Source organism: Falsirhodobacter halotolerans, from assembly GCF_022899245.1.
Taxonomy (GTDB): domain Bacteria; phylum Pseudomonadota; class Alphaproteobacteria; order Rhodobacterales; family Rhodobacteraceae; genus Falsirhodobacter; species Falsirhodobacter halotolerans.
The window spans coordinates 1608807-1635255 of sequence record NZ_JALJAZ010000001.1 but is presented as its reverse complement, the minus strand read 5'-3'; the positions used below and the strand labels follow the sequence as shown (position 1 = coordinate 1635255).

Sequence of the window (26449 nt, the reverse complement as noted above, 5' to 3'; positions counted from 1 at the left end):
GCATCAGATAAGCGCTGCCCCCGCAGGGGCAAGCGTCAGGCGTGGATGCGTTCGATCTGCGCGCCGCAGGCCGAAAGCTTTTCTTCCACCTTCTCGTATCCCCGATCCAGATGATAGACGCGGCTGACCACCGTTTCCCCCTCCGCCGCAAGGGCCGCGAGGATCATGGACACGGAGGCCCGCAGATCGGTCGCCATGACGGGCGCGCCGCGCAGTTTGTCCACGCCGTGCACGGTGGCGGTGCCGCCATGCACGTCGATCCGCGCGCCCATGCGCATCAGTTCGGGGGCATGCATGAAGCGATTCTCGAAAATCCGCTCCTCCAGAACGCTGGTTCCTTCGGCGGTGCACAAAAGGGCCATCATCTGGGCCTGAAGGTCGGTGGGAAAGCCGGGGAAGGGCTCGGTCACCACGTCCACCGCGCGCACCCGGCCATTCTGTCGGCTGACGGTGATGCCGTTCGCGCTTTCGCGGACCGAGACACCGGCCTCATCCAGTTTTTCGCAGAAGGCGGCCAGAAGGTCGATGCGGCCCCCCAGCAACTCCACCTCTCCGCCACAGATGGCGGGGGCGAGCATATAGGTGCCCAGTTCGATCCGGTCCGCGACCACGGGATGGGTCGCGCCGCCAAGACGGTCCACCCCCTGAATGGTGATGGTGGACGTGCCTTCCCCTTCGATCTGCGCACCCATGCGGCGCAGGCACTGGGCCAGATCGACGATCTCCGGCTCCCGCGCGGCGTTCTTCAGGACGGTCGTGCCCTTGGCCAAGGTCGCCGCCATCAGCGCATTTTCCGTCGCCCCCACCGACACGACGGGGAATTCGAACACCGCGCCCTTCAGTCCCCCGACCGCTTTCGCATGAACATAGCCGTCGCGAAGGTCCAGATCGGCGCCCATCGCCTCCAGCGCCCGCAGATGCAGATCCACCGGCCGCGCGCCGATCGCACAGCCCCCGGGCAGCGACACCACCGCCTGGCCATCCCGCGCCAGCATCGGCCCCAGCACCAGAATCGAGGCCCGCATCTTCCGCACGATGTCGTAATCGGCCACATGATTGTTCAGATCATGCGAGGACAGCGCCAGAACCTGCCCCTGCTGCAGGGTCGTCACCTCCGCCCCGAGCGAGCCCAGGAGCTGCGTCATCGTGCGGATGTCCGACAGGCGCGGCGCATTGGTAAGGGTCAGCGGCTCATCCGTAAGAAGCGTCGCCGGCATGAGGGTCAGGCAGGCGTTCTTGGCCCCCGCGATGGGGATCTGCCCTTTCAGCGGGCCGTTCCCGCGCACAACAATCGAATCCATCAGCCCTGGTCCTCGTTCTTTTCCGCCCGTGCACGGGCTTGTTGTTTCCGGCGCGCCATATTGGCCTTCAACGCAGCCTTCAGCCGCGCATCCCGATCGGCGGCTTGCGAAGGGGCCCCCTCCGCGCCCTTGCGCCCGCCGTGTTTGTGGCCGTTTTCGTCCGTCATGATAGCCTCTGTAACCGACGCGCAAAAAAGCGTCCAGTTGGGGCTTGCATGGCGGGCGGAATATGTCTAATCAGCCGCCACGAAGACGATCCAACCGATCCGATGCTGTGGTAGCTCAGTGGTAGAGCACTCCCTTGGTAAGGGAGAGGTCGAGAGTTCAATCCTCTCTCACAGCACCATTTTTTCTGTTAAATTCCAGAAATTTAGGTGTTGTCAGTTGTAGCGGGACACGCAAATCTGCAGTGAATGACTGTAGCTGTAGCGGGACACGCAAATCTGCAGTGAATGACACCTGTAGCGGGACACGCAAATCTGCAGTGAATGACACCGAATATTGCAGCAGCGCGTTTTTCGTTCTGACCGCGTTCAGCCCTTCTTAAAGCCCCGTTGAACGGCCGTTGTCTGGCCGCCACCTGAACCCCGACGTTGGCTGAGACATCATGGTCGCGAGCGCTTGGTGATGGTTTATTGCCTTCAGGTTGAAGGCTCCGTAACCTTGGCACAAGTTGATCAACGAGAGACGTGTCGATACCCCGCTCATCGTGTTTGATCCTCTGGAAAAGCTTGATCTTCGGTTTGTAGAGGATTGGGCGCTCGAAGCCTATCCAAACGCCATCCTGCACAGATCATATCTCACCGGCCATAAGACCATTCGTCACTATGGCCGCGTGGGAATTCTCTCGAATTTCGTTCGAACATTCCTTTCGGGGGCGATACCGTCTGAAACCGAAAACGTCTGGGAAGCTGGAACCCCAACGCACCATCTGGCATCGGGTCACGCCTATAAATTCAAAGGCGATGCCCAAAATGCTATGCAGCAGTTCGCCATGGGCATGAGGCTTGCGCCATCTGTAGCGAACATATCCCAGGTTATACGTTTGGCGTCATCCCTGAATGACGCCGAGGCTGTGCGAGAGGCCGTCAGCATAGCCCAAGCAAGCGAGCATTGGGCAAAGGTTCATCACAAGGTCAAGGCGATGGCGCGGATCGCCTGATACTGACCTTATATTGTCCTCTGCTTCATCTATCACGCCGCCACCTGAACCCCGACGATGGCGGCGCGCGCTTCGGCCAGGGTCAGCGATCGGCAGATGAGCCGTTCCGTCCCGGCCGTCACCGCCACGTCCGCTCCGACCTGTTGCAGCTGCACCGGCGCGATGGGGGACCAGTCCGAGAGATCGAGGACGCCGCCGCGCAATCCGCTGATGATCTGGGGCAGGCCCGTGCGCCCGGCGATCACGGTATCGACGCCGTCGCCGAGGTCGATCACATGCGAGCCGCCCCGGATGTGCACGGTGTCATTGCCCGCGCCGACATTCACAAGGTCCGACCCTGCGGTCAGATACACCACGTCGTTGCCGGTGCCCGACAGGCTGATCACGTCATTTCCCGCCCCGGCATGGACCTCCCACGCCCCGCCCGATCCGATCAGGGTGTCGTTGCCGCCCCCCATGTCAAAATACCCGCCGCCCCGGCCGAAGACGTAATCGTCGCCCGATCCGGCATGGGTCACGATGCGGCGGTTGGCCCCCATGACGCGGTTGTTGCCCTCGCCGGTATGCACCGTCGCCTCCGCGCCTTGGCTGACCTGCTGGATGCTGAACAGGTTGTCGCCATCATTGCCGTGGATCTCGACGTTGGAGATGGTGTTGATGTTGCGGAACGCGCCCACGCCCTCGGGCAGGTGATAGACCTTGTCCTGATCCCCCGTCCGATTCAGCCCATACATCGTCTTGTAGTTCGGGCTTTCCGCGCGGGCATCCAGATCGCCCAGGACGATGAAGCTGGAGGTGAGCGACCGATCCACCTTCGGCGCATAGCCGACAAGGCTGGCGATGGGCGTCCCCGGCCGCAACGTGGCCCCTTCCTCGTGGATCTGCATGCCCCAGTCGATCGCCATGGCGTGAAGCTTCTCGCGCAGGGCGTCGAACTCCGCACCGCCCTGCAGGGCCAGGTTGTTGGCCGACCACGGGTCCGCGGCCACGTCGAAGAACTCGTAGCTGCCGTCCTGATAGGCCGAGATGCGCTTGCTGCCGACCGAGGCGCTGACCGAGCCATACCAGAAGGACGGGATCAGCCGGTCGACCGGGACGTTCCGCCGCTCGAGATAGGGGCGCAGGGAGATGCCCCGCCGCCCTTCGCGCCACGGCACGCCTGCGTAATCGCAGATGGTCGCGCCGATATCGATCAAGGAGATGGGATCGTCGCAGTCCTGGGTCTGCGTCTGCCCCGGAAGCGAGATCATGAAGGCCGCGTTGCAGGCCTCCTCCCACAGGGTGAACTTGTGGAACCGGCCCTTGTCGCCCAGATGGTAGCCGTGATCCCCCCAGAAGACGATCATGGTGCTGGCGTTGTGGGGGCTGGCCTCCAACGCGTCCAGGACGCGGTCGATCTGATCGGACAGCCACAAGACGCCGACGATGTAGTTGCGGACGCTGTTCTTCCAGCCGGTCACCTGCGCCGCCGTCCAGTCCGAGGGCTTCGGCCCCCAGGCATTGAACCCTTCGTTCAGCAGGCCGCTGTTGGCCGTGCCCATCTCGTTCGTGGTGAAGGGCAGCAGATCCCACGACAGCGGCCAGTCGGCGGGCTGGATGATGCTGTCCAGAGGCACGAGGTCATAAAGGCGCTGGGGCCAGTCCCATGGCTCATGCGGGGCCTTGAACCCAGCTTCCAGATAAAGGTTGCCGGTGCCGTCATAGCCGTTGATGCGGTCGATCACTGCCTGGGCGACCTGATAGTCGTAGAGCCCCGGCTCGTCGGCCGCCGCCCATCCGCGCCCGCCGCCTTCGACGCCCGCATAGGTCTGCACCGGCTGCTTGCCGGGGGCGGTCATAGTGAAGCTGGGCGGTGGGTTGTGGTAGAGCTTCTGGTAATACTCGGACGGCAGGGCGGTGTAGGCCCACCCGCCGACGACGTGCAGGATCTTGCCATAGCTGTTGAGCGTCCAGCCCGCGCGGCGCAGATCGTAGGTCCAAAGGTGTTCGGGCCGCAAGACTTCCTCGATCGAGGGGGCGTTGCTGAAGATGCCCGTGTCGGCGGGCGACATGCCGCTGTAGACGGCGGCGCGGGACGGCATGCAGACGGCGATCACCGCCGAGGCGCGCCGGAAATGCGTTGACCGCGCCCGCAGGCGCTTCAGGCCGCGCAGCTCCGGCTCGATCCCGAAGGGGGCCACGCCGTATTTGTCCTTCGTCAGGTAATCGGCCCAGGCGAAGAGGTCGTCGGTGGCGATGTTCAGAATGATCGGCATGTCACACCCATGTGCTGCGGTAGCTGTTCCATTTGGCCCAGAGGCCGTTCATCGCGCGCACGTCGCCCTGCAGGATCATCAGATCCATGAGCGTGCCGCCGAACGCCTTGCCCGCGCGGGACCGCCCCAGATCGATCTGCACGGTCGCATCCGTGGGTTCGATCAGCTGGCCCATCTGCGTCGGCGCGGTGGTGGTGGTGGCGGTGACGAAGGCCCCGCCGTTGATCGCCTGGCTGACTTCCTTGCGGCCATAGTCGATGACGGTTGCCTTCGCCTGCACGGTGCCCAGGACATCAGTATTGGCGTAAGGGGTGATCGAACTGTTCGATCCGTTCACTTCGACCACGCTGCGCCGTCCAACCCCGACGATGCCGCTCAGAAGGTTCAGCTGCCCCGGCGTCGGGCTGTTCATGCCCCAGGAATAGGGCAGAGCGGCGGTCTGGCGGGCCACCTCCAGCACGGACCACACGCCGCGCGGGGTGGGGATGATCGCACACAGCTTCGCCGTCGCCTGCGTATTGTCGAAGACCGGCACCTCGCCCTGCCGTTCGGCCTGCCAGAGGATGGCATCGCCCGACCCGGCGATCTGGACCAGAGGCACCGATCCCAGCCGGGGCGGAATGCGCACAAGGCCGCCCTGAACCTGCGCCTCACGCCGGACCAAGGTCCACATGTGCAGGACCGGCAGCGCGCCGAACTCGTCGGTCAGCGGGGCAAGGGATGCGGGCAGCAGGTTCGCCGCCGGGACGGCATAGGGAAGTGGGAAGGACATGCGTGTCTCCTTTATGCGGCGGTGAAGCGGACGCGCGCGGACAGCGCGTGGCGGCGCAGCGTGATGGCGGGGTCATAGCGCGAGACCTGTCCCCAGCCGTCGCGCAGCTTGCCCCGGTTGGCGGCATATCCGTCGCCGCGATCCCCCGAGGCGCCCCAGGCATAACGGACCTCGATCTCGGCCGAGGCGGGCAGATCGGTTGCCAGGGTGAGGTTGACGAAGGTGCCCGAACTGACCGCCGCCGAGGTGATCGCGGCCGGGGTGCCGTTCACCAGAACCGTGAACCCGTGTTCGCCCGCATCCAGAACGAGGCCCGAGAGCGCGTTGAAGCGCGCCCGAAGGGTGCGGGCATCCGACTTCGTCGCCTCTTCCAGAAGCGGGCAGAACCATCTGTTGCCCGCGTGGATCTCGGCCACCGCCAGCGCCTCCATCTCGCCGATCAGGCGAAGCGCGCCGGTCGTGTGCGTGGCGGGCATGCCATCGGCCAGCGCGAAGGGATACTTCGGCGTGGCGACCACGAAGTTCAGCGCGAAGTGGGTCCAGTCCAGCCGCGCCTCGGCCAGGATCACCTCGGATCCCCCGGAGGTGCGGGTGCCCGCCGACTGGCTGACGACGAGGAGTGGCAGCGCCCCCTGATCGGTCGCCTCGGCCACCTCCATGCGCAGCCCGTTCCCGACCGCCGCGTAATGCGCGTCGGCCGTCCGTTCGAGCGTGTTCGGCGAGCCTTCCAGCAGCGACAGCAGGATTCGATCGACGAAGAGCGTCTTGCCGAAGGCGGCGGACGTCGCCGTCAGGTCGGCCAGCTTGGCCGTGAACGCCTGCCGGGGTGGCGCGTCGGGCAGGGCTTCGGCTTCGGTGATCGAGGCCTGGGGGACCGAGGCCGCAAGCAGAGTCCGGCGCTTGCGGCCCTTGTCCATGGCAAGGTCGAGATCCATGACGGCCGCCGCGTCCGCCGCGATCAGGGCGGGCGCGAGCCCGCCCGTCTCGGACAGCACATGGTAGCGATGGCGCTGCACAAGAGGTCGCTCGATCCCCAGACCCCCGCCGCCGAAGGCCAGAACGCCGATCGCGAGGCTGGGCGTGTCCGCGAGGATGCGGTCGCCGCGCTTCTCGAAGGCGATGGTGCGGCCCATCCAGTCGTCCGACAGGAACCCCAGAACACCCTCCGCCTTCTGCCAGATGTTGAAGGCGTTCATCGGAATGTCGCCGGTGTCGGTGGGCAGGAAGTCGACCCCGCCCGATCCGCCGGGCCCGTCCTGCAGCCCGACAACGTCCTCGGCCAGAAAGCGGCCGCGCGTGGTGCCATCGGGTGTGACCATCAGCACCGGCCCGTTGGTGGCCCGCACCAGCGTCAGGCCGTCCCCCGGCCAAACCGTTCCGCGCAGGGCGGCGATCTGCTGTTCCGTCATCGCAACGCGCGCCCCCTGAGCGGTCTGGGTGTCCGTCACCACCTTCAGGTCCGCGGCGTTCACGTCGCTCACCAGGATCCAGCGGCCCGCCACCTTGACGGCCTCATAGATGCGCAGGCGCTTGAGGCCCCCCGCCGGAAGGACCGCGTTGTCCGAGCTGAAGATCGGGACCGCCCCCATGCCGTCGATGTTCAGGGTGGGGCGTTCGGCGGTGTTCGTGGCCGGTTGCGTCCAGGTGACCCGGCGGACATTGGCCGCGCTGAGTCCGATCGCGACCAAGGAGGAAGCGAGCGAGGCGGTGATCGCGTCCCCCGTGCCCCCCACCGATTCCAACGTGACCGTGCCACCCTGCGCATCGCCGATGATGCGATCCGCCCGCATCGCCGCCAGTTCGAACGACGTGGCATCCCCAAGCACAATTCGCATGGTGGACCCGCTGCGCCGCGCTTTGAGTGGGCGACCGGGTTTGAGAGAAGCGACCGCGACCGGATTGCCGTTGATATCGCGCAGGTTGAACGTGGATCCGCCCACCGTGAGCGTGGGCGACGTGGTCGCATTCGGCGCGTTCAGGTTGAGCACCACCTCGGCGGTATCGGAGATGGTCGTGATCCCGGCGGTGAGGAAGGACGGCCAGATGTCCGCCGTGATGGCGTCCGGGGTGCCGCCGATGTTGATGAGCGGGATCGTGACGCCGTCACGAGCAACGGCGCGAAGCTGGTTGTCCCCAGTCACGCGCGCCGCCTCCGCGTTGGTCAAGGCAGCACCAAGCCCCTCGATCGTCGCCATGGGCTGCTGCCCCGTATGGGTCGAGCGATCGCGGTACGCATTGTCGGCCACGCGCGCCCACCAGCGGGGCTGGGGATTGCCATCCTTGACCAGGTCGGACATTTCCAGACCGTTCGACGGCGGCCCGACCGGACGCCAGTCCCGCGATGTCCCCGACGCGTTGTGCACCGTCTGCACAAGGTTCGCCCAAGCCGGGACGTTCAGCCCGGACGGCGTCTCCGATCCGGAGATCCCCCAGACGCGGCCGTCCCGCTGCTCGGCCTGCAGGCGGGCGAACTCGGCCGCCAGATCCGCTTCGTTGAAGATGCAGCGCAACCACCGGCCCGAGGCGTCCTTGACGATCTCGGCCGTCTCCGCCCCGCCGGACGGCGGATCGGTCGGGATCCAGACCGACACCACCCCCGAACCGGGGAGGCAGAGGACACTCTTGGCCGTGGCGGGGATGTTCCGGCCCGAGGGGTTGGCGGTGTATTGCGTGTAGGTGAAGCCCTCGGACAAGCGGTTCTCCAGCCCGCTGATGGTTGCGATGTCCTGGGTGCCGGTGTGTTGCGCCCGGTCCCGGATCACCTGCGTGGGCAGGTCGCCGATGCGCTGCCAGGTCGCGCTGCCGGAGGCGGATTCCTTGCGGTAGAGGCCCCGGCGGCTGGCGGTCGCGTCATCCCAGACGAAGGCAAGCGCGCCGCGCGGCCAGGTCGCCATGGCGTTCAGGTCCGACAGTGTCGCCACGCTCGGCCCCATCTGCGCCAGAAGCTGTGCGGCGAACTGCGCGAAGGCGATGCGCGCGGTCGACCCGCCGCGATTGCCGATCAGGTCGTCGATCAGGGCGACCGGGTCGAGCGTGCTGGTGTCTTGTCCGGCCATGAACGGTCCTCAGATGATGGTGATGGAGAAGGGGCCGAGCACCGGGCCGGGGACGCCGTCCCCGTTCTGCGGCTCGAGCCAGATGTGGTGGGTGCCCTGATCGAGGCAGGCGGGGGTTTCCCGGAAGACGACCACGTCGTCCACCGTGCCCTCGAACTCGGGGGAGGGGGCAAGGGCGAAGCGGTCGTTGCCGCTGACGGCCTGAATGCGATCGAGATGAAGGCCCGAGGCGGTTCGGGTCGTGCCGGGGCGGCGCGATCCGCCCTCCAGCCGGGGGGTGAGCGTCCCGGCCGCGACCGTCACCTGCAGGCCGATCCGGAACCACCGCCCCGCCTCCGGCGCAATGGACTGGGACAGGGTGCCCGCCGTGCCGTCGCCGCCATGGGTGGCGACCCCATTCGCGATGGACCAGCCTTCGCCGATGTCCCACGCGGCGGGGGATGCCATGTCGCCGCCCCGGATCAGATTGGGGCGGTTGCCGTCGCCGAGGGTGGTGGCATAGGTCTTTCGCGGCGTGACGGCGATCGGCGCACCAGCTCTGTCCTGCGCGCGATCGAGGCCGGAGGTCTGCGAACGGTAAATCTGCACCTGCGTCGTGTCGGCATCCGCGCCGGTGGAGAACCGGATCGTCGCCCCGCCGGGCAGGGCGGTCAGGCTGACGCTGTCGGCGTCCAGCGCCTCGGGCATCGGGGCGTCGTTCGCGCCGACGACGAAGGTCAGCGTGGCGGTGGCGGCGCTGGCCCGGCCGGAGGAGGTGCGCGCCGTGGCCCGCATCTCCACCGGGTCGCCCGTGGTGTAGCCGTCGATCGTGCCGCCGCCATTGGCAACGGGGATCGTGAAGACCGTCCAGGCGCTGGTGCCCTTGCGGCGATGCTCGATGCGGTAGGTGGCGATGGGGATCGGGGATGCGCCGGGGGCGATCAGGAATGCGATCAGCCCCGCCGTCTCGGTGCCTTCAACGCCCGTTGAAACGCCCGTAAAGCGCGGGGTGGCGGGGGCAATGTCGGCCAGGTCCAATTCCTGTCCCACGCGGGAGGACCAGGCCGGGATCGCCACGCTGTCGGTCAGCTGGTCGATGATCGGGGCGGCGTCGACCATGCGGATCAGGCTGGCCATGTCCTGCGCCGCCTCGATGCCGGTGACGCGCATCTGGAACGTCTCCTTGGCGCGGCGTCCGATCATGACCAGATCGCCCGCCTCGGGCATGGTGGCGGGGTCATCGGCGGTCAGGGTTCGGGTCCAGCCGGGGGGGGCCGACACCGGCAGAACGACCGACTGGCCGACGACGTCCGTCGCGTTGGCGAACTGCCGGAAGCGCAAGCCGTAAGCTTCGCCTGCGACGATCTCCACCTCCTCGTCTAACTCGATCAGGGTGCCTTCCGTCGCCCGCACCCGCGCCGCGACCTGCGTCCCGTCCAGCACGTCCTGCGACAGGCTGACGAGATCGCCCCGCGTGGCCACCCGCGCCGGGCCGTCCTGCGTCGCCTGATAGGTGTCGGGGCGGTGGATGATCTCCAGCGCCCGCCGGTAGCCCTCGCGCCAGACCTCGGTCGCGTCGGTCTTGCCGGGCATCGGCATCTCTTCGGTCAGGACGATCTCGCCCGTGTGGCCCGGCCAGCGCACCAGCCGCTCGGCGGGGCGATAGTCGTTGGCGGCGTCGAAGAACTTGATGCGCAGCGCGTGGGGCGGGGTGACATAGGCCCGCCTTGCGCTGAAGGCCCAGGAGTTGCGGGGGCTGATATGATCGACGATCAGATCCTGCGGCCGGTCGATCACCACGCCCCAGCGGATGCCGTCATGGCGCGGCGTGGCCCGTCCGGCGGCGGCGATCTCGGTCAGCACCTCGCGCAGGGTGGATCCGGTCTCGGACAGTTCGCGATCATAATGCAGGCCCTTGGCCCGGCAGAAGTCGTGCCAGTCCTGCAGGAGCGCCAGATCGATGGCGGCATCGGAGACCGGTTGCCAGTTGGCGGCACTCTGCAGGACGTGGCGGAACAGGGCGGCGGGGTTGCGGGTGGGGCGCTTGATCCACGACCGGGACGCTGCATCCCAATCGAGGCAAACGCGCTCGGCCAGCATGTTGATGTTGTCGAGGCTGCCGTTGATCTGGTGGGTCGCCTTGATGCGCAAGGCGATCAGCGCCAGCGGCTCGCGGAAGTTCAGCGGATATTCCGGGCGGAGGGTCTGAAGCCCGGCCCAGACCGTGCGCTTCTGGATGGCCGTGTCGGTCTCTTCCGGCGACAGGCGGATCAGGCGGATCTGCCAGCGGCCGCGGAAAGGGGAGCGTATGATCTGAGAAGCCGACGAAGGTCATCATCTTCGACGATGGAAAATCCTGCGGGGTCATGCGAAACATGTTCACGATATGGAATGGAGCAAACATGAGCGGACGAGGTATCGAGCGCATCCTGAATCTGATCGAATGGTTCGCCGCAACACCGGGCGCGAGCTCTCTTTCGCAAGTGGCAACCGCTTTGGAAATGCCGAAATCAAGCGCCTTGCAGATGCTGCGCACGCTTGCCGAACGTGGCTACGTGGAACGCGACGCCACGGGGCATTACACCTTGATCCGCCTGCCGGGGGAAATTTCGGCAGACGGGGATACGCATGGCGCACTTCTGACCCTGGCCGCCCCATATATCGCCCAAGCCGTGGCGGATGTGGGGGAGACCGGCTTTCTGGCGGTTCTTGAGGGGAGGGACATTCGATATCTGAACAAGATCCTGCCCGCGCGGGAGATCCGTTACGATCGCGACATGTCGATGACCCGTCCCGCCCACAAGGTGGCGAGTGGCATCGTGATCTTGGCGCACTCTCCGGCAGACAGGGTCGCGGAATTTGAAAAAAGCCTCGCCGCGACCGAGGCGAAAGACCTTCGCGCGGCGATGGAGGTGACACGCCGCGACGGTTTCTTCATGAATGCCCACGGCGTGGTGGAGGGGGCGGCCGGGGTGGCCGCCGCCATCTTCGATGCGCAGGATCGGGTCATTGGTGCGATCAACATCTCCGGACCTCAGGGTCGCATGGCCGAGGCGGCAGACAGGGTCGGTGCGGCGGCTCTGGCCACGGCACGCGCCGTGACCGCGGAGATACGACGAAGGGCGGTACGGTCGATCTAAGTTTCGGTTTCTTCGCGATAGTGCAAGGCCCCCGCTTCGGGGGCCTTTTTGAAATTGCGGGCAAAGGGCATTGACCCGCGGCCCGTTGTCTTTCATTATAAGAAATGCATTCAATATGGTGAACGCCATATGAATGCGTTTTGATCGGGTGGCGACGCCGCGGTCGCATGGCCGGGCCAAGTCCGTGGAGGTGGACGCGGCAGGGTTCTGAGGGAAAGACGAGTTCTGGGAGGAACGCATGAAACTGCAACTTCGCTATCTTATCACGGCTGCCGTGATCCTGCCGGGGGCGGCTCTGGCGCAAGACCTGCCCGATTACTATCCCGACGATTATTCCACGATCGTCGAGGGGTCGCGTGGGGAATCCGGGCTGACCATCTATTCCAACATGGCCGACAACAACTGGCAGCCGATTCTGGAGGGCTTCAAGGCCGAGTTCCCCTGGATCAATGTAGAGACGATCGACCTCGGCTCCGGCACCGTCCATTCCCGCTGGGAGGCGGAAAAGGGATCGAGCAGCCGCACCGCCGACATCCTCGTCTCCGGGGCCAACGACCGTTGGGCCAGCTATGGCAAAGACGGGTTGATGGAGGCGTATGACAGCCCCGAATTCGCCCACCTTCCCGACTTCGCCAAGCCCTATCCCGGTGTGGCCGTCATGTCGTCCGATCCGCTTGTCATCACCTACAACGCGGCCTTGCTGTCCGAAGATCAGCGCCCCACGGGCTTTGCCTCCCTCGTGACGGCGGCCGAGGCTGACGAGGGCACGTTCGACGGGCGCATCACCACCTATGACGCGGCCCGCAACTCGTTCGGTCTGGCGGCGTGGTGGAACTACATGGACGTCAAGGGCGAGGATGGGTGGAACAATTTGCGCGCCATCGGCCCGATGATCCGGGGCGAAACCTCGGGCGGGCCGATGAACGAAAAGATTGCGACGGGTGAATACGTCATGGGCATCGCCGTGTCCGGTATCACCATCTTCCCGCGGCTGGAGCAGCCGGGCGGCGAGATCCTGGGCTTTGCCTTCCCCGATGACGGCACGATCATGATGCTGCGCGGCATGGGCATCCCGAAAGGCGCGGCCAACATGAATTCGGCCAAGCTGTTCATGGATTACGCCCTGTCCACCGAAGGGCAGACGCTGATCGGCAAGGGTGGCCTTGTGCCTTACCGCGACGACGTGCCGGAGGATGAGGTCCGCTATACCTATCAGGGGATTGCCGACCTGATCGGCGAAGACAACCTGATCGTGGCGGGCTTTGACGAACGCCTGATCACCGAGGCCGGCCCCTTCGTCGAAAAATGGAACGCGGCGCTGGCCGGTAACTGAGCATTGCGGGTGGCCGCGCGCCACCCGTCCTGTCCATAGGATTGATTGATGACGGAACGTCCCGCCACCGGCGCCACCCGCGCGCCGATCGACCGGTCACGCCTGATCTTCTGGGGGGTCGCGGCCCTGACCACGGTTCTGGTCGCCGGTCCCATCCTGCCGATCGTGATACAGGCGTTTCTTGACAAACCGCTTTATGACACGACATCGGACTTCACTCTGGGCAACTTTGCGCGCCTTGCGTCGGAACCCGGAATGGCCCGCGTGTTCTTCAACACCCTGTATTTCGGCGTGCTGACCATGGTGCTGGCGCAGGTGTTCGGCGCCGTCATGGCCGTTCTGGTCGGGCGCACGAACCTGCCCGGTCGGCGCTGGATGGGCGAGATCTTCATCTGGCCGCTGTTCGTGTCCAATCTGGTGATCGCGTTCGGTTGGTTCACGATGTACGGCCCGTCGGGCTTCGTGACGCTGGCGGCGAAAAGTTATCTCGGCGGGGCGCCCTGGAACCTTTACACCGTGACGGGCATGGGGGTCGTCGCCGGGCTGAGCCAGGCGCCGCTCACCTATCTCATGTGTCTTGCCGCCGTGACCAAGGCCGACCCGCAGCTTGAGGATGCGGCCCGTTCTGCCGGCGCGGGGCCGTTCCGCGCGCTGTGGTCGGTGACCATTCCCATGATCCGTCCGGCCGTCATCTATTCCGCCGTGCTCAACTTCGTCGTCGGGATCGAGATGCTGGCCATCCCGCTTCTGTTCGGGGGGCCGTCGGGCATCCAGACCGTCACGACATTCCTGTATGACAAGGGCATCAACGCCGCCGTGCGGCCTGAATACGGCATCGTCGGCGCGGCGGCGATCCTGCTGTTGATCCTGGTCGCGGCACTCGTCTGGCTACAAGGGTATCTGATGCAGGGGGCAGGGCGGTTCGTGACCGTGCGCGGCAAGGCAAGCCGTCCGTCGATCCTCGATCTGGGCGTGTGGCGCTGGCCGGCCTTTCTGTTCGTCTTCGGCTTCATCTTCTTCACCATTCTTGCCGTGTTCGGGGGCATCTTCGCCCGGTCTGCCGTCAGCTTCCTGACCCCGTTGATCCCGTTCTGGAAGGTGCTGACGACGGCGAACTTCGATCTGGTGTTCAGTTCGTCCACCTATATGCGCTCGATCGTAAACTCGGTTCTGGTGGCCACGATCGGCGCCGCGCTGGGCACGTTCTTCATCTGCGTCATCGCCCTTGTGGCCCGGCGGTCCGAGTTCCGCTTTCGCCGCCCGCTGGAATATGTGGCGCTGTTTCCGCGCTCGCTTCCCGGGATCATCGCCGGGTTGGGCTTCTTCTATGCCGTGATCTGGCTGCCGGGGGCGGACCTGATCCGGGGGACCATCGTCGTTCTGATCATCGCCTTCATGGTGCGCTACATTCCCGTGGGGTTCGGCGCCATCGCCCCGGCGCTGGCCCAGATCGGCGAGGAGCTGGACCGCGGCGCGCGCATTTCCGGCGCGGATTGGTGGACCACCGTCACGCGGATCATCATGCCGATCCTGAAGCCTGCTCTGTTCAGCTGCTATGCGCTTCTGTTCATCCACTTCTTCAAGGAATATGTGACCGCCGCCTTCCTGTATCAGCCGGGGTCCGAGATTATCGGCACCACCATGCTGCAACTTGTGGCCCAAGGGGATAACGGCCCCGTCTCCGCCCTTGCCACAATCCAAGTCATCATCACGGCGCTGTTCGTCATCCTTGCGCGCCGACTGCTGGGAGCCAAGATCTATGGCTGATCTCGTCCTTGAAAATCTGACCATCAAGTATGGCGCTGTCACGGCGGTGGAAGATTTGAACATCCACGTCGCCTCGGGCGAGTTCCTGACGCTGCTGGGCCCCTCGGGCTGCGGCAAGTCCACCTCGCTTTTCGCGGTGGCCGGTCTGAACCACGCCACGTCGGGCACCATCCGCGTGGGCGACAAGGTGCTGTTCGACGGCAATCCTAAGAACACGGTGCCGCCCGAACGGCGCAACATCGGTCTTGTGTTCCAAAGCTATGCCCTGTGGCCGCACAAGTCGGTGGCCGACAACCTCGCCTTTCCGTTGATCCTTCGAAAGATGGGAAAATCCGAACGCGACGCGCGCATCAAGGAAGCGTTGGGCCTGGTAGAGATGCTGCCCTATGCCGACCGTTTCCCGTTCGAACTGTCGGGCGGGCAGCAGCAGCGCGTGGCGCTGGCCCGCGCGCTGGTCTATCGCCCGCCGCTTTTGCTGCTGGACGAACCGTTGTCGAACCTGGACGCGAAACTGCGCGAACGCGCCCGCGTCTGGCTGCGCGAATTGCAGGAACGTCTGAACGTCACCACCATCTATGTGACCCACGATCAGGCCGAGGCGTTGGCCGTGTCGGACCGGATCGCCGTGATGAGCATGGGACGTATGCGCCAGCTCGGCTCCCCCCGCGACATCTATGAACGGCCCGCCGACAGTTTCGTGGCCGATTTCATCGGGTCGTCCAACTTCCTTGATGCCACGATGATCGAGGCGGGGGCGGACCGCGCGCGCGTTCGGCTTGCCGACGGGACCGAGATCACCACCGCGCCGGGGCGGGCGGGTCAGGACGGATCGCTTGTCGTCGCCATTCGCCCCGAACGCATCGAGGTCGTGTCGGACATGGGCGCGAACTGCCTGCGCGCCCGCGTGGAACAGAAGGTCTATCTCGGGTCGGTCTGGCAATATGTCGTCCGCTCCGGCGCGCTGGAATTCCGCATCCAGACCACATGGGAAATCAACGACCCCACCGTCATCGTCCACATTCCCGCCGACCATTGCACCGTGTTCGCCGAGAAGTTCGGGGGAAGCTGAGATGATCCGTTTCGACGAAACGCAACGCGGCCCCCTGCATGGGGTGCGCGTGATCGACCTGTCGCGCCTTGTCGCGGGCAACATGCTGTCCTTGCAACTGGCCGATTTCGGCGCCGACGTGATCAAGGTCGAACCCCCGCAGGGCGATCCGCTGCGCGACTGGCGCGATGGCGGGCAGTCGCTGCACTGGAAGACCTATGGCCGCAACAAACGCTCCATCGCGCTGAACTTGCGCGAGGCGTCGGCCATGGCGGTGCTGCGCCGGCTGCTTGAAACCGCCGACATCTTCATCGAGAACTTCCGCCCCGGCACGCTGGAGGAGATGGGCCTTGGCCCCGACATTCTGGCCACGATCAATCCGCGGCTGATCACGGTGCGCATCTCGGGATTTGGCCAGACCGGCCCCTACGCGAGACTGCCCGGCTTTGGCACCTTGGTCGAGGCGATGAGCGGGTTTGCCGCGCGGACCGGGTTCCCCGACCGGGAACCGGTTCTGCCGCCTTTGGCGCTGGCCGACATGATCGCGGGGTTCACCGGGGCCAATGCCGCGATGATGGCCCTGTTCGCCCGCGAACGTGGCGATGCGTCGGGGCAGGTGATCGACCTGTCGCTGCTGGAACCGATCTTCGCCGTCCTCGGCCCGGAGGCCGCGATCTACAAGACCACGGGGCGGGTCAAGGAACGGTCGGGTTCGGCGTCGAACACCGTGTCGCCCCGCAACGTCTATCGCTGCAGCGACGGCAAGTTCGCGGCGCTTTCGGGATCGACCCAGACCGTCGCCATGCGCATCTTCGACGTCATCGGCCGCCCCGACATGAAGGACGATCCGCGTTTCGCCACCAACATGGCCCGCGTCGCCCATCGCGACATCGTGGACACGGCGGTGGCGCAGTGGTTTCTGGCCCGTCCGCGCGACGAGGCGCTGGCCGGAATGCGCGCGGCAGGGGCCACGGTCGGCCCCGTCTATGACATTGCCGATATTGCAGAGGATCCCCACTTCGCCGAACGCGAAATCATTGTGGATGTGGAGGATGCCGACAACGGCCACCTGCCGCAGCACAACATCTTTCCGCGCCTGTCGCACACCGCCGGGGGATTTCGCCGTCCCGCGCCGGACATCGGAGAGCATACCGACCAGATCCTGGCCGAACTGGGGATGACCCCATGATCCGCTCGCTCCTGTATGTGCCGGGCAACACGCCGCGTTTTCTGGAAAAGGCCGGGCAGCGTGGCGCCGATGCCGTCATCATCGACCTTGAGGATGCCGTCCCGGAGGCGGGCAAGACGGCGGCGCGCGAGGCGCTGGCAGGCAGCGTGCCGATGGTCGGCGGGCGCGTCTTCGTGCGCGTCAACATGACGGAGCGGCTGTTCGAGGATGCGGCGGCGGCCGTTCGGGCGGGGGCGGAGGCGCTCTATCTGCCCAAGGTGCGCGGGGTGGACGTCCTGCACGATCTGGACGCCCACCTGACCCCGCTGGAAGGCGGGCGCCCTTCCATCGCCTTCGTGCCGCTGATCGAGGATGCCGAAGGCCTGTTCGAGGCGCGGAGCATCGCCAAGGGCCCCCGTGTCCTTGGCCTGTCCGCGGGCGGCGAGGATCTCGCGACATCGATGGGCGCACGCCCGACCGCCGAGGTGCTGCGGATGCCCAAGCTGATGATCCATTACGCGGCCAAGGCGGCGGGTGTCCTGTCCTTCGGCATGTTCCGCAGCACCGTGGATTACACCGATCCCGTGGCGATCCGCGACGCCGCGCGCGAGGCGCGGGATTTCGGCTTTGACGGGGCCAGCTGCATCCATCCGGCGGTGGTGCCCATTCTGAACGAGGGGTTCGCGCCCACCCCGGAGGAGGTCGCTTGGGCCCGCCGGGTGGTTGCGGCGAATGCAGCGCAGGCGGCGGCGGGGCGCGGGGCCTTCACGCTGGACGGAAAATTCATCGACGCGCCGATCGTGACGCGGGCGGAACGCCTGCTGTCCGTCACGGGCCGTCCATCGGATGTATGAGACGCGGGTATCGCGGAAAGGTTTCCCATCATGACCACCATCGGATTTCTGGGCTTTGGCGAGGCGTCGTTCAACATCGCTGACGGGTTGAGGGAGGAGGGCTTTGCCGGTGTGCACGCCTATGACGCCGCATGGCAGACCCCGCCCGCGCAGGCGATGATCGCCGAACGGGCGGCCCAGGCGCAGGTTGCGCTTCACCCATCGGCCGAGGCGTTGATCCGCGCGGTCGACATCGTCATCTGTTCCATCAGCGCCAGCGCCGCCGTGCCGGTGGCGCGGCAGGTGGCACCGCTTTTGCGGGTGGGACAGATCTATGTCGACCTCAATTCGGCCGGGCCGGACACCAAGCGCGCGGTGGAGGCCCTGATGCCGGAGGGTATTCCCTTCGTCGATGTGGCCATAATGGGCACGGTGCCCGGATTGCGCCACAAGGTGCCGATGCTGGCCTCCGGTCCGGGGGCGGCCGCCTTCGCCGCCTTCGGCAACGCCCATGGGATGGGGATCACCGCCCTGGACGGGCCGACCGGAATGGCGTCGGCCTCCAAAATGTTCCGGTCGATCTTCATGAAGGGCTACGTCATGCTGCTGTTGGAGACGGTGATCGCGGGACGCGCCTTCGGGATTGAGGAGGATGTTCTGGCCTCCATCGGCCAATCGATCCGCACGGACGACTTCCGCAAGACCGCCAGCGACCTGATGTGCCGGGCCGTCATCCATGCCGAACGGCGCGAGCATGAGATGGATGAGGTGGTGGCCACGCTCAACTCCCTCGGTCTTGATGCGACGATGTCGGTCGCCGGCAGGGACAAGCTGGCCTGGTGCAAGGATCGGGGTCTGCGCGATCATTTCGGCGGCAAACCCCCGGCCGATTTTCAGGATATTCTTGCCGCTCTTTCTGCATAAGGACATGGTCATGCCCAATCCCGGCTTTCGCATCTTCACCCGCCTGAACCGCCCGGACCCCGCCTTGGTCGATGGGTTTCGCGGTCTGCCCGTGGCCAATATCGGCGATACGATGAACCGCGCCTCGCTTCTGGATGCCCGCCTGCGGCGGATCAGCCGCGTGGATATGGCCGGTCCGGCCTTCACGGTCAAATCGCGGGCGGGCGACAACCTGATGCTGCATAAGGCACTGGACATGGCCGCGCCGGGTGACGTCATCGTGTTCGACGGGCACGGGGATCTGACGACCGCCATAACCGGGGAGTTGATGATGCAGACCGCGATCGAAAGGCGGCTGGGCGGGATTGTCATCGATGGGGCGATCCGCGATCTGGCAACCTTGCGCGACCTGCCGCTGTCGATCTATGCCGCCGGGGTAACCCCCGCAGGCCCCTACAAGGACGGACCGGGAGAGATCAACGTTCCTGTCACCGTGGGGGGCGTGGTCATTCATCCGGGCGACATCATCGTGGGGGATGAGGATGGCCTTGTGGCGATTCCGCCCGCCGACGCACGTGACATCCTGACGATGACCCGCGCAAAGCAGGCCGCCGAGCAGGACAAGATGGCGGCCATCAAGGCAGGCACCGCCGACACGTCATGGATCGACCGCGCCTTGGCGGACAAGGGGTGCGAGATACTGGACTGCGTCTGGTCCGACCGCTGACCGCGCGATCCGGGGCCCCGCGTCCGTCGCCCCTACGGCACATCACGCCTTATGCCGTGGACGCCCGAACTGGCGGCCAGCAGGTCGTGGAACTGATCGATGATCACGCCCCGGCTGCTCGGCACGCGGTCCACAAGCCCGATCTGGCGAAGGATCTGGGGCGCGCCGAACGGCAGGCGAACCAGCCCTTCGGCCCCCGGTTCGGTCAGCGCGACATCCGGGACGACGGACACGCCCATCCCCTCGGTCACGCAGGACATGATGGCGGAGATCGAATCCAGCTCTGCGATGACCTGCGGGGCGGCCCCCATGCGCGACAGTTCGGCGTCGATCAGGCTGGCCAGCGGAACCGGGGCGCAGAACCGCAAATAGGGGCGTCGGTTCAGGATATCCGCGACCGTGGACCCCGCCATCGCGGCGGGGGCGATCAGCCACAAGGGTTCGCGCAGAAAGGGCCGCCACCGGATTCCGGGGCGGATCGCCAGGTTTTCCGCCACGACCGCCGCATCGAGCCGCCCCGCCGACACATCCTCGATCAGCGCGGCGGAATTGGCGAGGCGCAGGTTGACCTTGAGTTGCGGGAAGGCCAGCCGCATCCGCGAGATGGCGCGCGGCAGCACCCGCAGCGCGCTGGTCCGCACCGAGCCGACGACCAGCGTTCCCTCAAGCCCGCTGCCGGACAGAACGGTGCGGGCCTCCTCCTCGCGGCGCAGCATGTCGCGCGCCATTTCGACCACCTGCGCGCCTTGGGCGGTCAGGGTAGGGGGGCGGGTGCCGCGTTGAAAGATCAGAACGTCCAGCTCGCTCTCCAGCGCCCGGATCTGCTGGCTGACCGCCGACGGCGTCACATGCACCGTGTCGGCCGCCCGGGCAAAGCTGTTGTGCTGGACGATGGCCAGAAGGGTGCGCAACTGTCGCGTGTCCATGTTCAGTTCTTCTTCATCTGTGCATTAATTATTGGCGTTTCCGTTAAGCTTCGTTTCGTCATACCACAGGAACCCAGGAGGGTGGACCGGATGTTGGAGGCATCGCGGTCCCATGATCTCAATCAAAAAGTCGGGCGGAACTTCGGGCTGCCTGCGGAGGATGATGACGTGACAACGATAATCGTGACCGGGCCGCGCCTTGATGCGACGGCGGTGGCGCTGGCCGAAGAGCGTGGGGCGACGCTGGTGTTCATGCCGCCTTATGCCGACGAGGCCAAGTTGATCCAGACGGTCCGGGATGCGGGGGCCACGGCGATCCTGTCGCGGATGGGCCGCGTGACCGCCGCCGTCATCGAGGCGGCGCCGGATCTGCGCGTCATCGCCAAGCATGGTGCCGGCGTGGACAATATCGACCTTGCGGCGGCGGCGGAGCGCGGCATTCCGGTGCTGAGCGTGCCGGGCGGCAATGCCGTCTCCGTGGCCGAACACACGATGGCGTCCGTCTTGGCCGTGACGAAGCAGCTTGGATCGCTGGATGCCGGGATGCGCGCCGGTCGGTGGGAAAAGCCCGGGTTTCTGGGCCGTGAGATCGCGGGCCTGCGGATGGGTCTGGTCGGCATCGGCGCCATCGCCCGCGCGACCGCCCGCATGGCGCAGGGGTTCGGCCTGCGCGTCTCGGCCTATGATCCCCACGCCCCGGACAGCGTGTTCGAACAGGCGGGTGTTGCGCGGGTCACCGACCTTGACGCTTTGCTGGCCGGATCGGACATCGTCAGCCTTCATTGCCCGCTGACCGCCGAGACGCGGAACCTGCTGGATGCGCGGCGTCTGGCGGTGTTGCCGCAGGGCGCGGTGGTGGTCAACACCGCCCGCGGGGGCCTGATCGACGAGGCGGCGCTTCTGGACGCGGTGCGTTCGGGGCATCTGAGCGGGGCCGCGCTGGACAGCTTCGCCGTGGAACCGCCCCCGGCCGATCACGCCTTCTTTGGCGAACCGCGCATCCTGCTGTCGCCCCATGTGGCGGGCGTCACCGCCGAGGCGGGCGCGCGTGTCGCCCGCGCGGCGGTGGAAGGTGCGCTCGACATCATTCAGGGGCGTCCCGTGCCGCCCGAACGCGTTGCGAACCGCCACTTGCTGGCGCAGAACGCCCCCGCGGCGGAAGGAGTTTGACATGACCATCGGTTTCCGCATCTTGCCCCGCCGTCCGGGCGTCAGCCCCGAAATGGTGACGCGTTTCGCCGCCCTTCCGGTCGCCAATGTCAGCGACAGCATGCATCGCATGACGGGCGGCGGCGCGGGTCTGCGCCCCTATCACGCCAGCGGCAGCCTTGCCGGCCCCGCCCTGACGGTGAAATCCCGGCCCGGCGACAACCTGATGCTGCACAAGGCCATCGACATGGCGCAGCCGGGGGACGTGATCGTCGTCGATGGTGGCGGGGATCTGACCAATTCGTTGATGGGCGAACTGATGCTGGCCCATGCCATGCGGCGCGGGGTGGCGGGGTTTGTCCTTTACGGCGCGATCCGCGATGCCGATGCGATCCGCGAGGCCAACCTGCCGCTTTGGGCCATGGGTGTCACGCATCGCGGTCCCTACAAGGACGGCCCGGGCGAAATCAACGTGCCCATCGCCTTTGACGGCATGGTGATCGAACCGGGCGATCTGATCCTGGGCGACGCGGACGGCGTCTTGTCGGTGCCGGTGGCGGATGCCGAGGGCGTGCTGGAGCGGACCGAGGCCAAGCAGGCCGCCGAGGTTGCACAGATGAAGCGGATCATGGACGGCACGAACGACCGCTCGTGGGTGGACGAGACGCTGCGCCGCCTTGGCTGCACGATGCCCGAGGGTCACTGAACGCCCTTGGCGCACGGATTTTTTGAGGAGGAGGAAACCACATGAACAAGATCAAGACAGTCGCCGTTCTGGGCTTGAGCGCGCTGCTGGCCCTGCCGGCCGCGGCGCAGGATTACCCGTCGGGCAACATCGACATGATCGTGCCCTATCCGCCCGGCGGTGGCACGGACATTCCGGCCCGCCTGATTTCGGAATGGCTGACGCGTGACCGGGGCTGGAACTTCGTCGTGCTGAACCAGCCCGGCGCGGCGGGAACCATCGGTCTGGACCAACTGGCCCGGTCGGATGCCGACGGCTATACCATCGGGATCGGTCAGACCGCGAACATGGCGATCAACCCGGCCATGAACGCGGAGGTGGAGTATGACCCGCTGACCGACTTCACCCCCATCATCCCCATCGTGACCCAACCCGTCGGCATCATCGTCCCGAACAACTCGCCGTTCGAGGATTTCGGTGACATCGTCGATGCGGCCCGCGCCGATCCGGGCGGATTGCTCTATGGAACGCCCGGTCAGGGCACGGGCGGCCATCTGGCCATCGAACGTCTGATGCAGCAGGGCGATCTGGACTTCGAACAGATCCCCTATTCGGGCATCGCGCAGGCCATTTCCGACGTCATGGGTGGCGTGGTCGATTTCTATGTCGGCAGCCTGCCCAGCGTGCTGCCCCATGCCAATTCCGGCAGCGTGCGCCTGCTGGCCGTCAGTTCGGCGGAACCGTTCCCGATCATCCCCGATGTGCCGACCATCGCCTCCTTCGGGTTCGAGGGGTATGAGGCGCAGGACTGGAAAGCCGTCGTCGGCCCCGCCGGAATGCCCGAGGAATCGGTCGAAGCTCTGAACAGCGCCATCAACGAGGCGCTGAAGGATCCCGCACTGGTCGCGAATTTCGAAAGCCAGGGCAGCGTCGTGATGGGCGGGTCGTCCGAAGACTTCAAGGCCTTCCTTGCCAGCGAGGTCGAGACGTGGTCCGAAGTCGTTGACGCCGCCGGGCTTACGGCACAACGCTGAAACCCCGGATGCGGGCCGCGATGCGGCCCGCATTTTCCAAGGGAGAGAATTCATGTCTGTCGATGACAAGGCCAATTTCGCGGCCGGGTTGCTTGTGGTTCTGGTGGGCGTGACCGTCGCCGCCTATGCCGCCAGCAGTTATGATCTGGGCACGCTGCGGCGGATGGGCCCGGGCATGTTCCCGATGGGGCTTGGGCTGCTGATGGCGGCCCTTGGCGCGATCGTCGCCATCGGCGCCGCCGTTCGGGTGCCGGGACGTCCCGCGCGGGAAAAGGTATCGGTCGAATGGCGCAACGCGGTCCTGGCCACGGTGGGCGTGATCGCCTTCGGGCTGATGATCCGGCCTCTGGGGTTGATCCTTGCCGTGCTGGCGGTGGTCATCATTCCCGCCTTCGCCGATCGTAAGAACAAACCGCTGGCCGTCCTCGTCCTGGCCGGGGTCCTGGCGGCGCTGGCCGTCGCAATCTTCCACTGGCTGCTGGACTTGCCCATGCCGCTTTTGCCGATGGGGCTGCGCTGATCATGCTGGACAACCTTGCGCTTGGGCTTCAGACGGCCCTTTCGTTCGACAATCTGCTGTGGTGCTTCGTCGGGGTCTTTGCGGGCACCCTTCTGGGCGTCATCCCCGGCATCGGGGTTCTGGCGGCGATTTCCATGCTGCTGCCGCTGACCTTTCAGCTGGACGCGACTGCCGCGCTGATCATGCTGGCGGGCATCTGGTATGGCACCAGTTATGGCGGCAGCACGGCCTCGATCCTGCTGAACGTGCCGGGAACGCCGTCCAGCGCCATCACCGCCCTTGACGGCTATCCCATGGCCCGCCAAGGGCGCGCGGGTGTCGCGCTGTTGATGACCACGATCGCATCCTTCACCGGCGGATCCATCGGCATTCTTCTTCTGATGGGTTTTTCCGGCAGCATCGCGCAGGTCGCCTTGCAATTCTCCTCAGCCGAATATTTCGCGCTGATGCTGCTGGGCCTTGTCGCGGCGTCCAGCATGTCCAGCGGCGCGATGAGCAAGGGGCTGATCATGGTCTGCCTCGGGATGCTGTTCGGGCTGGTGGGGTCGGACGTCTATACCGGCACGCGCCGCTTCACCTTCGGCATGATAGAACTGGCCGACGGCATCGCGCTGGTCGCGCTGGCGCTGGGGATCTTCGGCCTGTCCGAGGTCATTGTCAGCATCGGCAAGATCGACGCCAAGGATATCGACAGCCGCTCCATCGGGTTGAAGTCGATGAAGCCCACCCGCGAGGATGTGCGCCGGTCCTGGCCTCCCATGCTTCGTGGGGCGGCGGTCGGGTCGTTCTTCGGGACGCTGCCCGGAACCGGCCCGTCCATCGCGGCCTTCATGTCCTATGCCATGGAACGCCGCGTGTCCAAGACACCCGAGAAGTTCGGCACGGGCGAGATCGAGGGCATCACCGGCCCCGAATCCGCGAACAACGCGGCCGATCAGACGGCGTTCATCCCGACGTTGGCCTTGGGCATTCCCGGCAGCGCCACGATGGCGCTGATGCTGGGGGCGTTGATGATCCACGGCATCGCACCCGGTCCGCAGCTGATGACGGAACAACCGTCCCTGTTCTGGGGACTGGTGATGAGCTTCTGGATCGGCAACCTGCTTTTGCTGGTGCTGAACATTCCCTTGATCGGCCTGTGGGTCCGGCTGCTGACCGTGCCGTATCAATGGCTTTTCCCTGCGGTTTTGATGTTCATCTGCATCGGCACCTACAGCGTGAATTCCAGCGGGTTCGACGTGCTGATGGTCGCGATGTTCGGCATCCTGGGCTATGCGCTGCGGCTCCTGAGCTTTCCGCTGGCGCCGATGCTTCTGGGATTTGTCCTCGGTCCGATGATGGAAGAGCATTTCCGCCGCGCGATGCTGCTGGGGCGGGGGGATCCCCTCGTGTTCCTGAGCCGCCCGATCAGCGCGGTGGTGCTGCTTTTGACCTTGGGGCTTCTGCTTTTGGGGATACGGTCCACCTTGCGGGCGCGGCGTCTTCGGGCGCAGGCCGCACACGGGCCGCGCTGACGTCGGCGTGCAGGACAGGGGCGGCGGACCGCATGACCCCAAAGATCGCCCGGCCTGTCCGGGCGATTTTTTTTGCCGCCGGGCTTGTTCAGGGTTCACCTTGTCCAACAAATTCTTGCGGCAGTGTAACTAATATACTAGCGTAGAAGGTGGGAGTAGGGAGGAGAGTTTCATGTCCAGGAAAATCATGGCCGCACTGGTCACGGCGACGTCGATGCTGTGCGTCGGGGGGGCGGCGCTGGCGCAGACCGCCTGGCCGGAGCGGACGGTCAACGTCATCATCGGTGCCAGCCCGGGGGGCGATACGGATTTCAACGCACGCACCATGGCCCGGTTCTTCGAGGAGATCACCGGCACCAGCATGATCATCACGAACATGCCGGGCGGGGGGGCCACCATCGCCACCACTGCGGTGCGCGACGCCGATCCCGACGGCTATACCATGCTGTTCGGACATACGGGCCATCTTGTCGTGACCGAAGTGTCTGGCCTCGCGAATTACGGCATCGACGACTTCGAGATCTGCTGCATTCCCGCCATCGACCAGGGCGCGGTTCTTGTGGCCAGCAAACGTTCGGGTCTGGAAACCCCCGCCGATGTCAAGGCCCGCACGGACGAGGAGCCGGGCAGCGTCACCTTCGGGACCGAGTTCGGCGGCTATTCCCACCTGCAGGGGTTGATCTTCCAGCAGGGTGCGGGGGCCGACATGACCATCGTCGATACAGGGTCGGCGGCCGAAAAGATCGCGGCCCTTCTGGGTGGGCGGATCGACGTGGCGGGCATCGCCTATGGCGCCATTCAGGATTACGCCCAAGCCGGCCAGATGGTCGTTCTGGGCCAGCCCAACGCCGAGCGCAATCCGCTTCTGCCCGACATCCCCACCTTCAAGGAACAGGGGGTCGATTTCGTGATGAACAACCCCTACATCATCGCGTTCCCGAAAGGCACGGATGCGGCCATCGTCGAAAAGATGGGCGACGTGATGCAGCAGATCACCGAAAACCCCGAATATGCCGAGGCGTTGGAGCAGGGGTTCAAGCAGCCCGTGGCCTTCCTGCCGCAGGCCGAGGCGGTGGAGCTTCTGACCCAGATGCGCGACACCTACATGCCGTATCGCGACGCGCTTCAGGCACGCTGAGCCTTTGGGGGCGGGCCGATGACGCGGCCCGCCCATCAC

Annotated in this window: 22 protein-coding genes and 1 tRNA gene; 16 read left to right on the top strand and 7 right to left on the bottom strand. The window is 65.8% G+C overall.

The genetic code is table 11. The features are described 5' to 3' along the window. Positions 1-35: 35 nt before the first annotated feature. Positions 36-1301 carry a UDP-N-acetylglucosamine 1-carboxyvinyltransferase gene (murA, locus tag MU449_RS08605; RefSeq protein WP_244737609.1) on the bottom strand — a complete coding sequence of 422 codons (1266 nt, stop codon included), beginning with the start codon at positions 1299-1301 and terminating at the stop codon, positions 36-38. After that, complete coding sequence (locus tag MU449_RS08600) at positions 1301-1468, bottom strand: hypothetical protein (RefSeq protein WP_244737608.1); 168 nt, start codon at positions 1466-1468, stop codon at positions 1301-1303. The genes murA and MU449_RS08600 overlap by 1 nt, the downstream gene beginning before the upstream one ends. A gap of 104 nt (positions 1469-1572) precedes the next feature. On the opposite strand from MU449_RS08600, the gene MU449_RS08595 reads away from it, so the two are divergent. Both MU449_RS08595 and MU449_RS08590 read left to right on the top strand, forming a co-directional pair. Beyond that, positions 1573-1647, top strand: a tRNA-Thr gene (locus tag MU449_RS08595). Positions 1648-1974: 327 nt separating this feature from the next. Beyond that, positions 1975-2463 (top strand): hypothetical protein, encoded by a 489-nt coding sequence (locus tag MU449_RS08590; protein WP_244737607.1) that lies wholly within the window; start codon positions 1975-1977, stop codon positions 2461-2463. Between the two features lie 32 nt (positions 2464-2495). On the opposite strand, the gene MU449_RS08585 is transcribed toward MU449_RS08590, so the two are convergent. Genes MU449_RS08585 through MU449_RS08570 form a run of 4 tightly spaced genes read right to left on the bottom strand, consistent with a single transcriptional unit; the run spans position 2496 to position 10676 of the window. Then, on the bottom strand, positions 2496-4718 hold the full coding sequence (locus MU449_RS08585; protein ID WP_244737606.1) for a sulfatase-like hydrolase/transferase: 2223 nt from the start codon (positions 4716-4718) through the stop codon (positions 2496-2498). A 1-nt stretch (position 4719) separates the two neighbouring features. Further along, on the bottom strand, positions 4720-5490 hold the full coding sequence (locus tag MU449_RS08580; protein ID WP_244737605.1) for a hypothetical protein: 771 nt from the start codon (positions 5488-5490) through the stop codon (positions 4720-4722). 11 nt (positions 5491-5501) lie between these two features. Next, positions 5502-8546: a SwmB domain-containing protein gene (locus MU449_RS08575; RefSeq protein WP_244737604.1), complete on the bottom strand. Its 3045-nt coding sequence runs from the start codon at positions 8544-8546 to the stop codon at positions 5502-5504. 9 nt (positions 8547-8555) lie between these two features. Continuing rightward, entirely contained in the window at positions 8556-10676 is a 2121-nt protein-coding gene (locus MU449_RS08570) for a phage tail protein (protein WP_244737603.1), read from the bottom strand. 251 nt (positions 10677-10927) lie between these two features. Here MU449_RS08570 and MU449_RS08565 point away from each other — a divergent pair, with 251 nt between their 5' ends. The 8 genes from MU449_RS08565 to MU449_RS08530 all read left to right on the top strand — a co-directional run bounded on the left by MU449_RS08565 (position 10928) and on the right by MU449_RS08530 (position 19444). Beyond that, a complete protein-coding gene (locus MU449_RS08565; RefSeq protein ID WP_244737602.1) occupies positions 10928-11665 on the top strand; it encodes an IclR family transcriptional regulator in 738 nt (245 codons plus the stop codon). 238 nt (positions 11666-11903) lie between these two features. Beyond that, positions 11904-12998 (top strand): ABC transporter substrate-binding protein, encoded by a 1095-nt coding sequence (locus MU449_RS08560; protein ID WP_244737601.1) that lies wholly within the window; start codon positions 11904-11906, stop codon positions 12996-12998. A gap of 48 nt (positions 12999-13046) precedes the next feature. Further along, on the top strand, positions 13047-14765 hold the full coding sequence (locus MU449_RS08555; protein WP_244737600.1) for an ABC transporter permease: 1719 nt from the start codon (positions 13047-13049) through the stop codon (positions 14763-14765). Further along, positions 14758-15834, top strand: coding sequence for an ABC transporter ATP-binding protein (locus tag MU449_RS08550; protein ID WP_244737599.1), 1077 nt, complete (start codon positions 14758-14760; stop codon positions 15832-15834). The genes MU449_RS08555 and MU449_RS08550 overlap by 8 nt, the downstream gene beginning before the upstream one ends. 1 nt (position 15835) lies before the next feature. Beyond that, positions 15836-17002, top strand: coding sequence for a CaiB/BaiF CoA transferase family protein (locus tag MU449_RS08545; RefSeq protein ID WP_244737598.1), 1167 nt, complete (start codon positions 15836-15838; stop codon positions 17000-17002). Continuing rightward, positions 16999-17835: an HpcH/HpaI aldolase/citrate lyase family protein gene (locus MU449_RS08540; protein WP_244737597.1), complete on the top strand. Its 837-nt coding sequence runs from the start codon at positions 16999-17001 to the stop codon at positions 17833-17835. The genes MU449_RS08545 and MU449_RS08540 overlap by 4 nt, the downstream gene beginning before the upstream one ends. A 30-nt stretch (positions 17836-17865) precedes the next feature. Continuing rightward, positions 17866-18738, top strand: coding sequence for an NAD(P)-dependent oxidoreductase (locus MU449_RS08535; protein ID WP_244737596.1), 873 nt, complete (start codon positions 17866-17868; stop codon positions 18736-18738). A gap of 10 nt (positions 18739-18748) precedes the next feature. Continuing rightward, on the top strand, positions 18749-19444 hold the full coding sequence (locus MU449_RS08530; RefSeq protein ID WP_244737595.1) for an RraA family protein: 696 nt from the start codon (positions 18749-18751) through the stop codon (positions 19442-19444). Between the two features lie 32 nt (positions 19445-19476). On the opposite strand, the gene MU449_RS08525 is transcribed toward MU449_RS08530, so the two are convergent. Continuing rightward, a complete protein-coding gene (locus MU449_RS08525) occupies positions 19477-20370 on the bottom strand; it encodes a LysR family transcriptional regulator (RefSeq protein ID WP_244737594.1) in 894 nt (297 codons plus the stop codon). A gap of 168 nt (positions 20371-20538) precedes the next feature. Here MU449_RS08525 and MU449_RS08520 point away from each other — a divergent pair, with 168 nt between their 5' ends. The 6 genes from MU449_RS08520 to MU449_RS08495 all read left to right on the top strand — a co-directional run bounded on the left by MU449_RS08520 (position 20539) and on the right by MU449_RS08495 (position 26410). Then, the gene (locus MU449_RS08520) at positions 20539-21540 is read left to right on the top strand and encodes a hydroxyacid dehydrogenase (protein WP_244737593.1); all 1002 of its coding nucleotides are present in this window, start codon (positions 20539-20541) and stop codon (positions 21538-21540) included. A gap of 1 nt (position 21541) precedes the next feature. After that, positions 21542-22225 (top strand): RraA family protein, encoded by a 684-nt coding sequence (locus tag MU449_RS08515; protein WP_244737592.1) that lies wholly within the window; start codon positions 21542-21544, stop codon positions 22223-22225. Positions 22226-22266: 41 nt separating this feature from the next. Next, positions 22267-23238 carry a Bug family tripartite tricarboxylate transporter substrate binding protein gene (locus MU449_RS08510; RefSeq protein ID WP_244737591.1) on the top strand — a complete coding sequence of 324 codons (972 nt, stop codon included), beginning with the start codon at positions 22267-22269 and terminating at the stop codon, positions 23236-23238. A 52-nt stretch (positions 23239-23290) separates the two neighbouring features. After that, entirely contained in the window at positions 23291-23758 is a 468-nt protein-coding gene (locus tag MU449_RS08505) for a tripartite tricarboxylate transporter TctB family protein (protein ID WP_244737590.1), read from the top strand. Positions 23759-23760: 2 nt separating this feature from the next. Continuing rightward, entirely contained in the window at positions 23761-25272 is a 1512-nt protein-coding gene (locus MU449_RS08500) for a tripartite tricarboxylate transporter permease (RefSeq protein WP_244737589.1), read from the top strand. A gap of 172 nt (positions 25273-25444) precedes the next feature. After that, complete coding sequence (locus MU449_RS08495) at positions 25445-26410, top strand: tripartite tricarboxylate transporter substrate binding protein (protein WP_244737588.1); 966 nt, start codon at positions 25445-25447, stop codon at positions 26408-26410. The last annotated feature ends 39 nt before the right edge of the window (positions 26411-26449 follow it).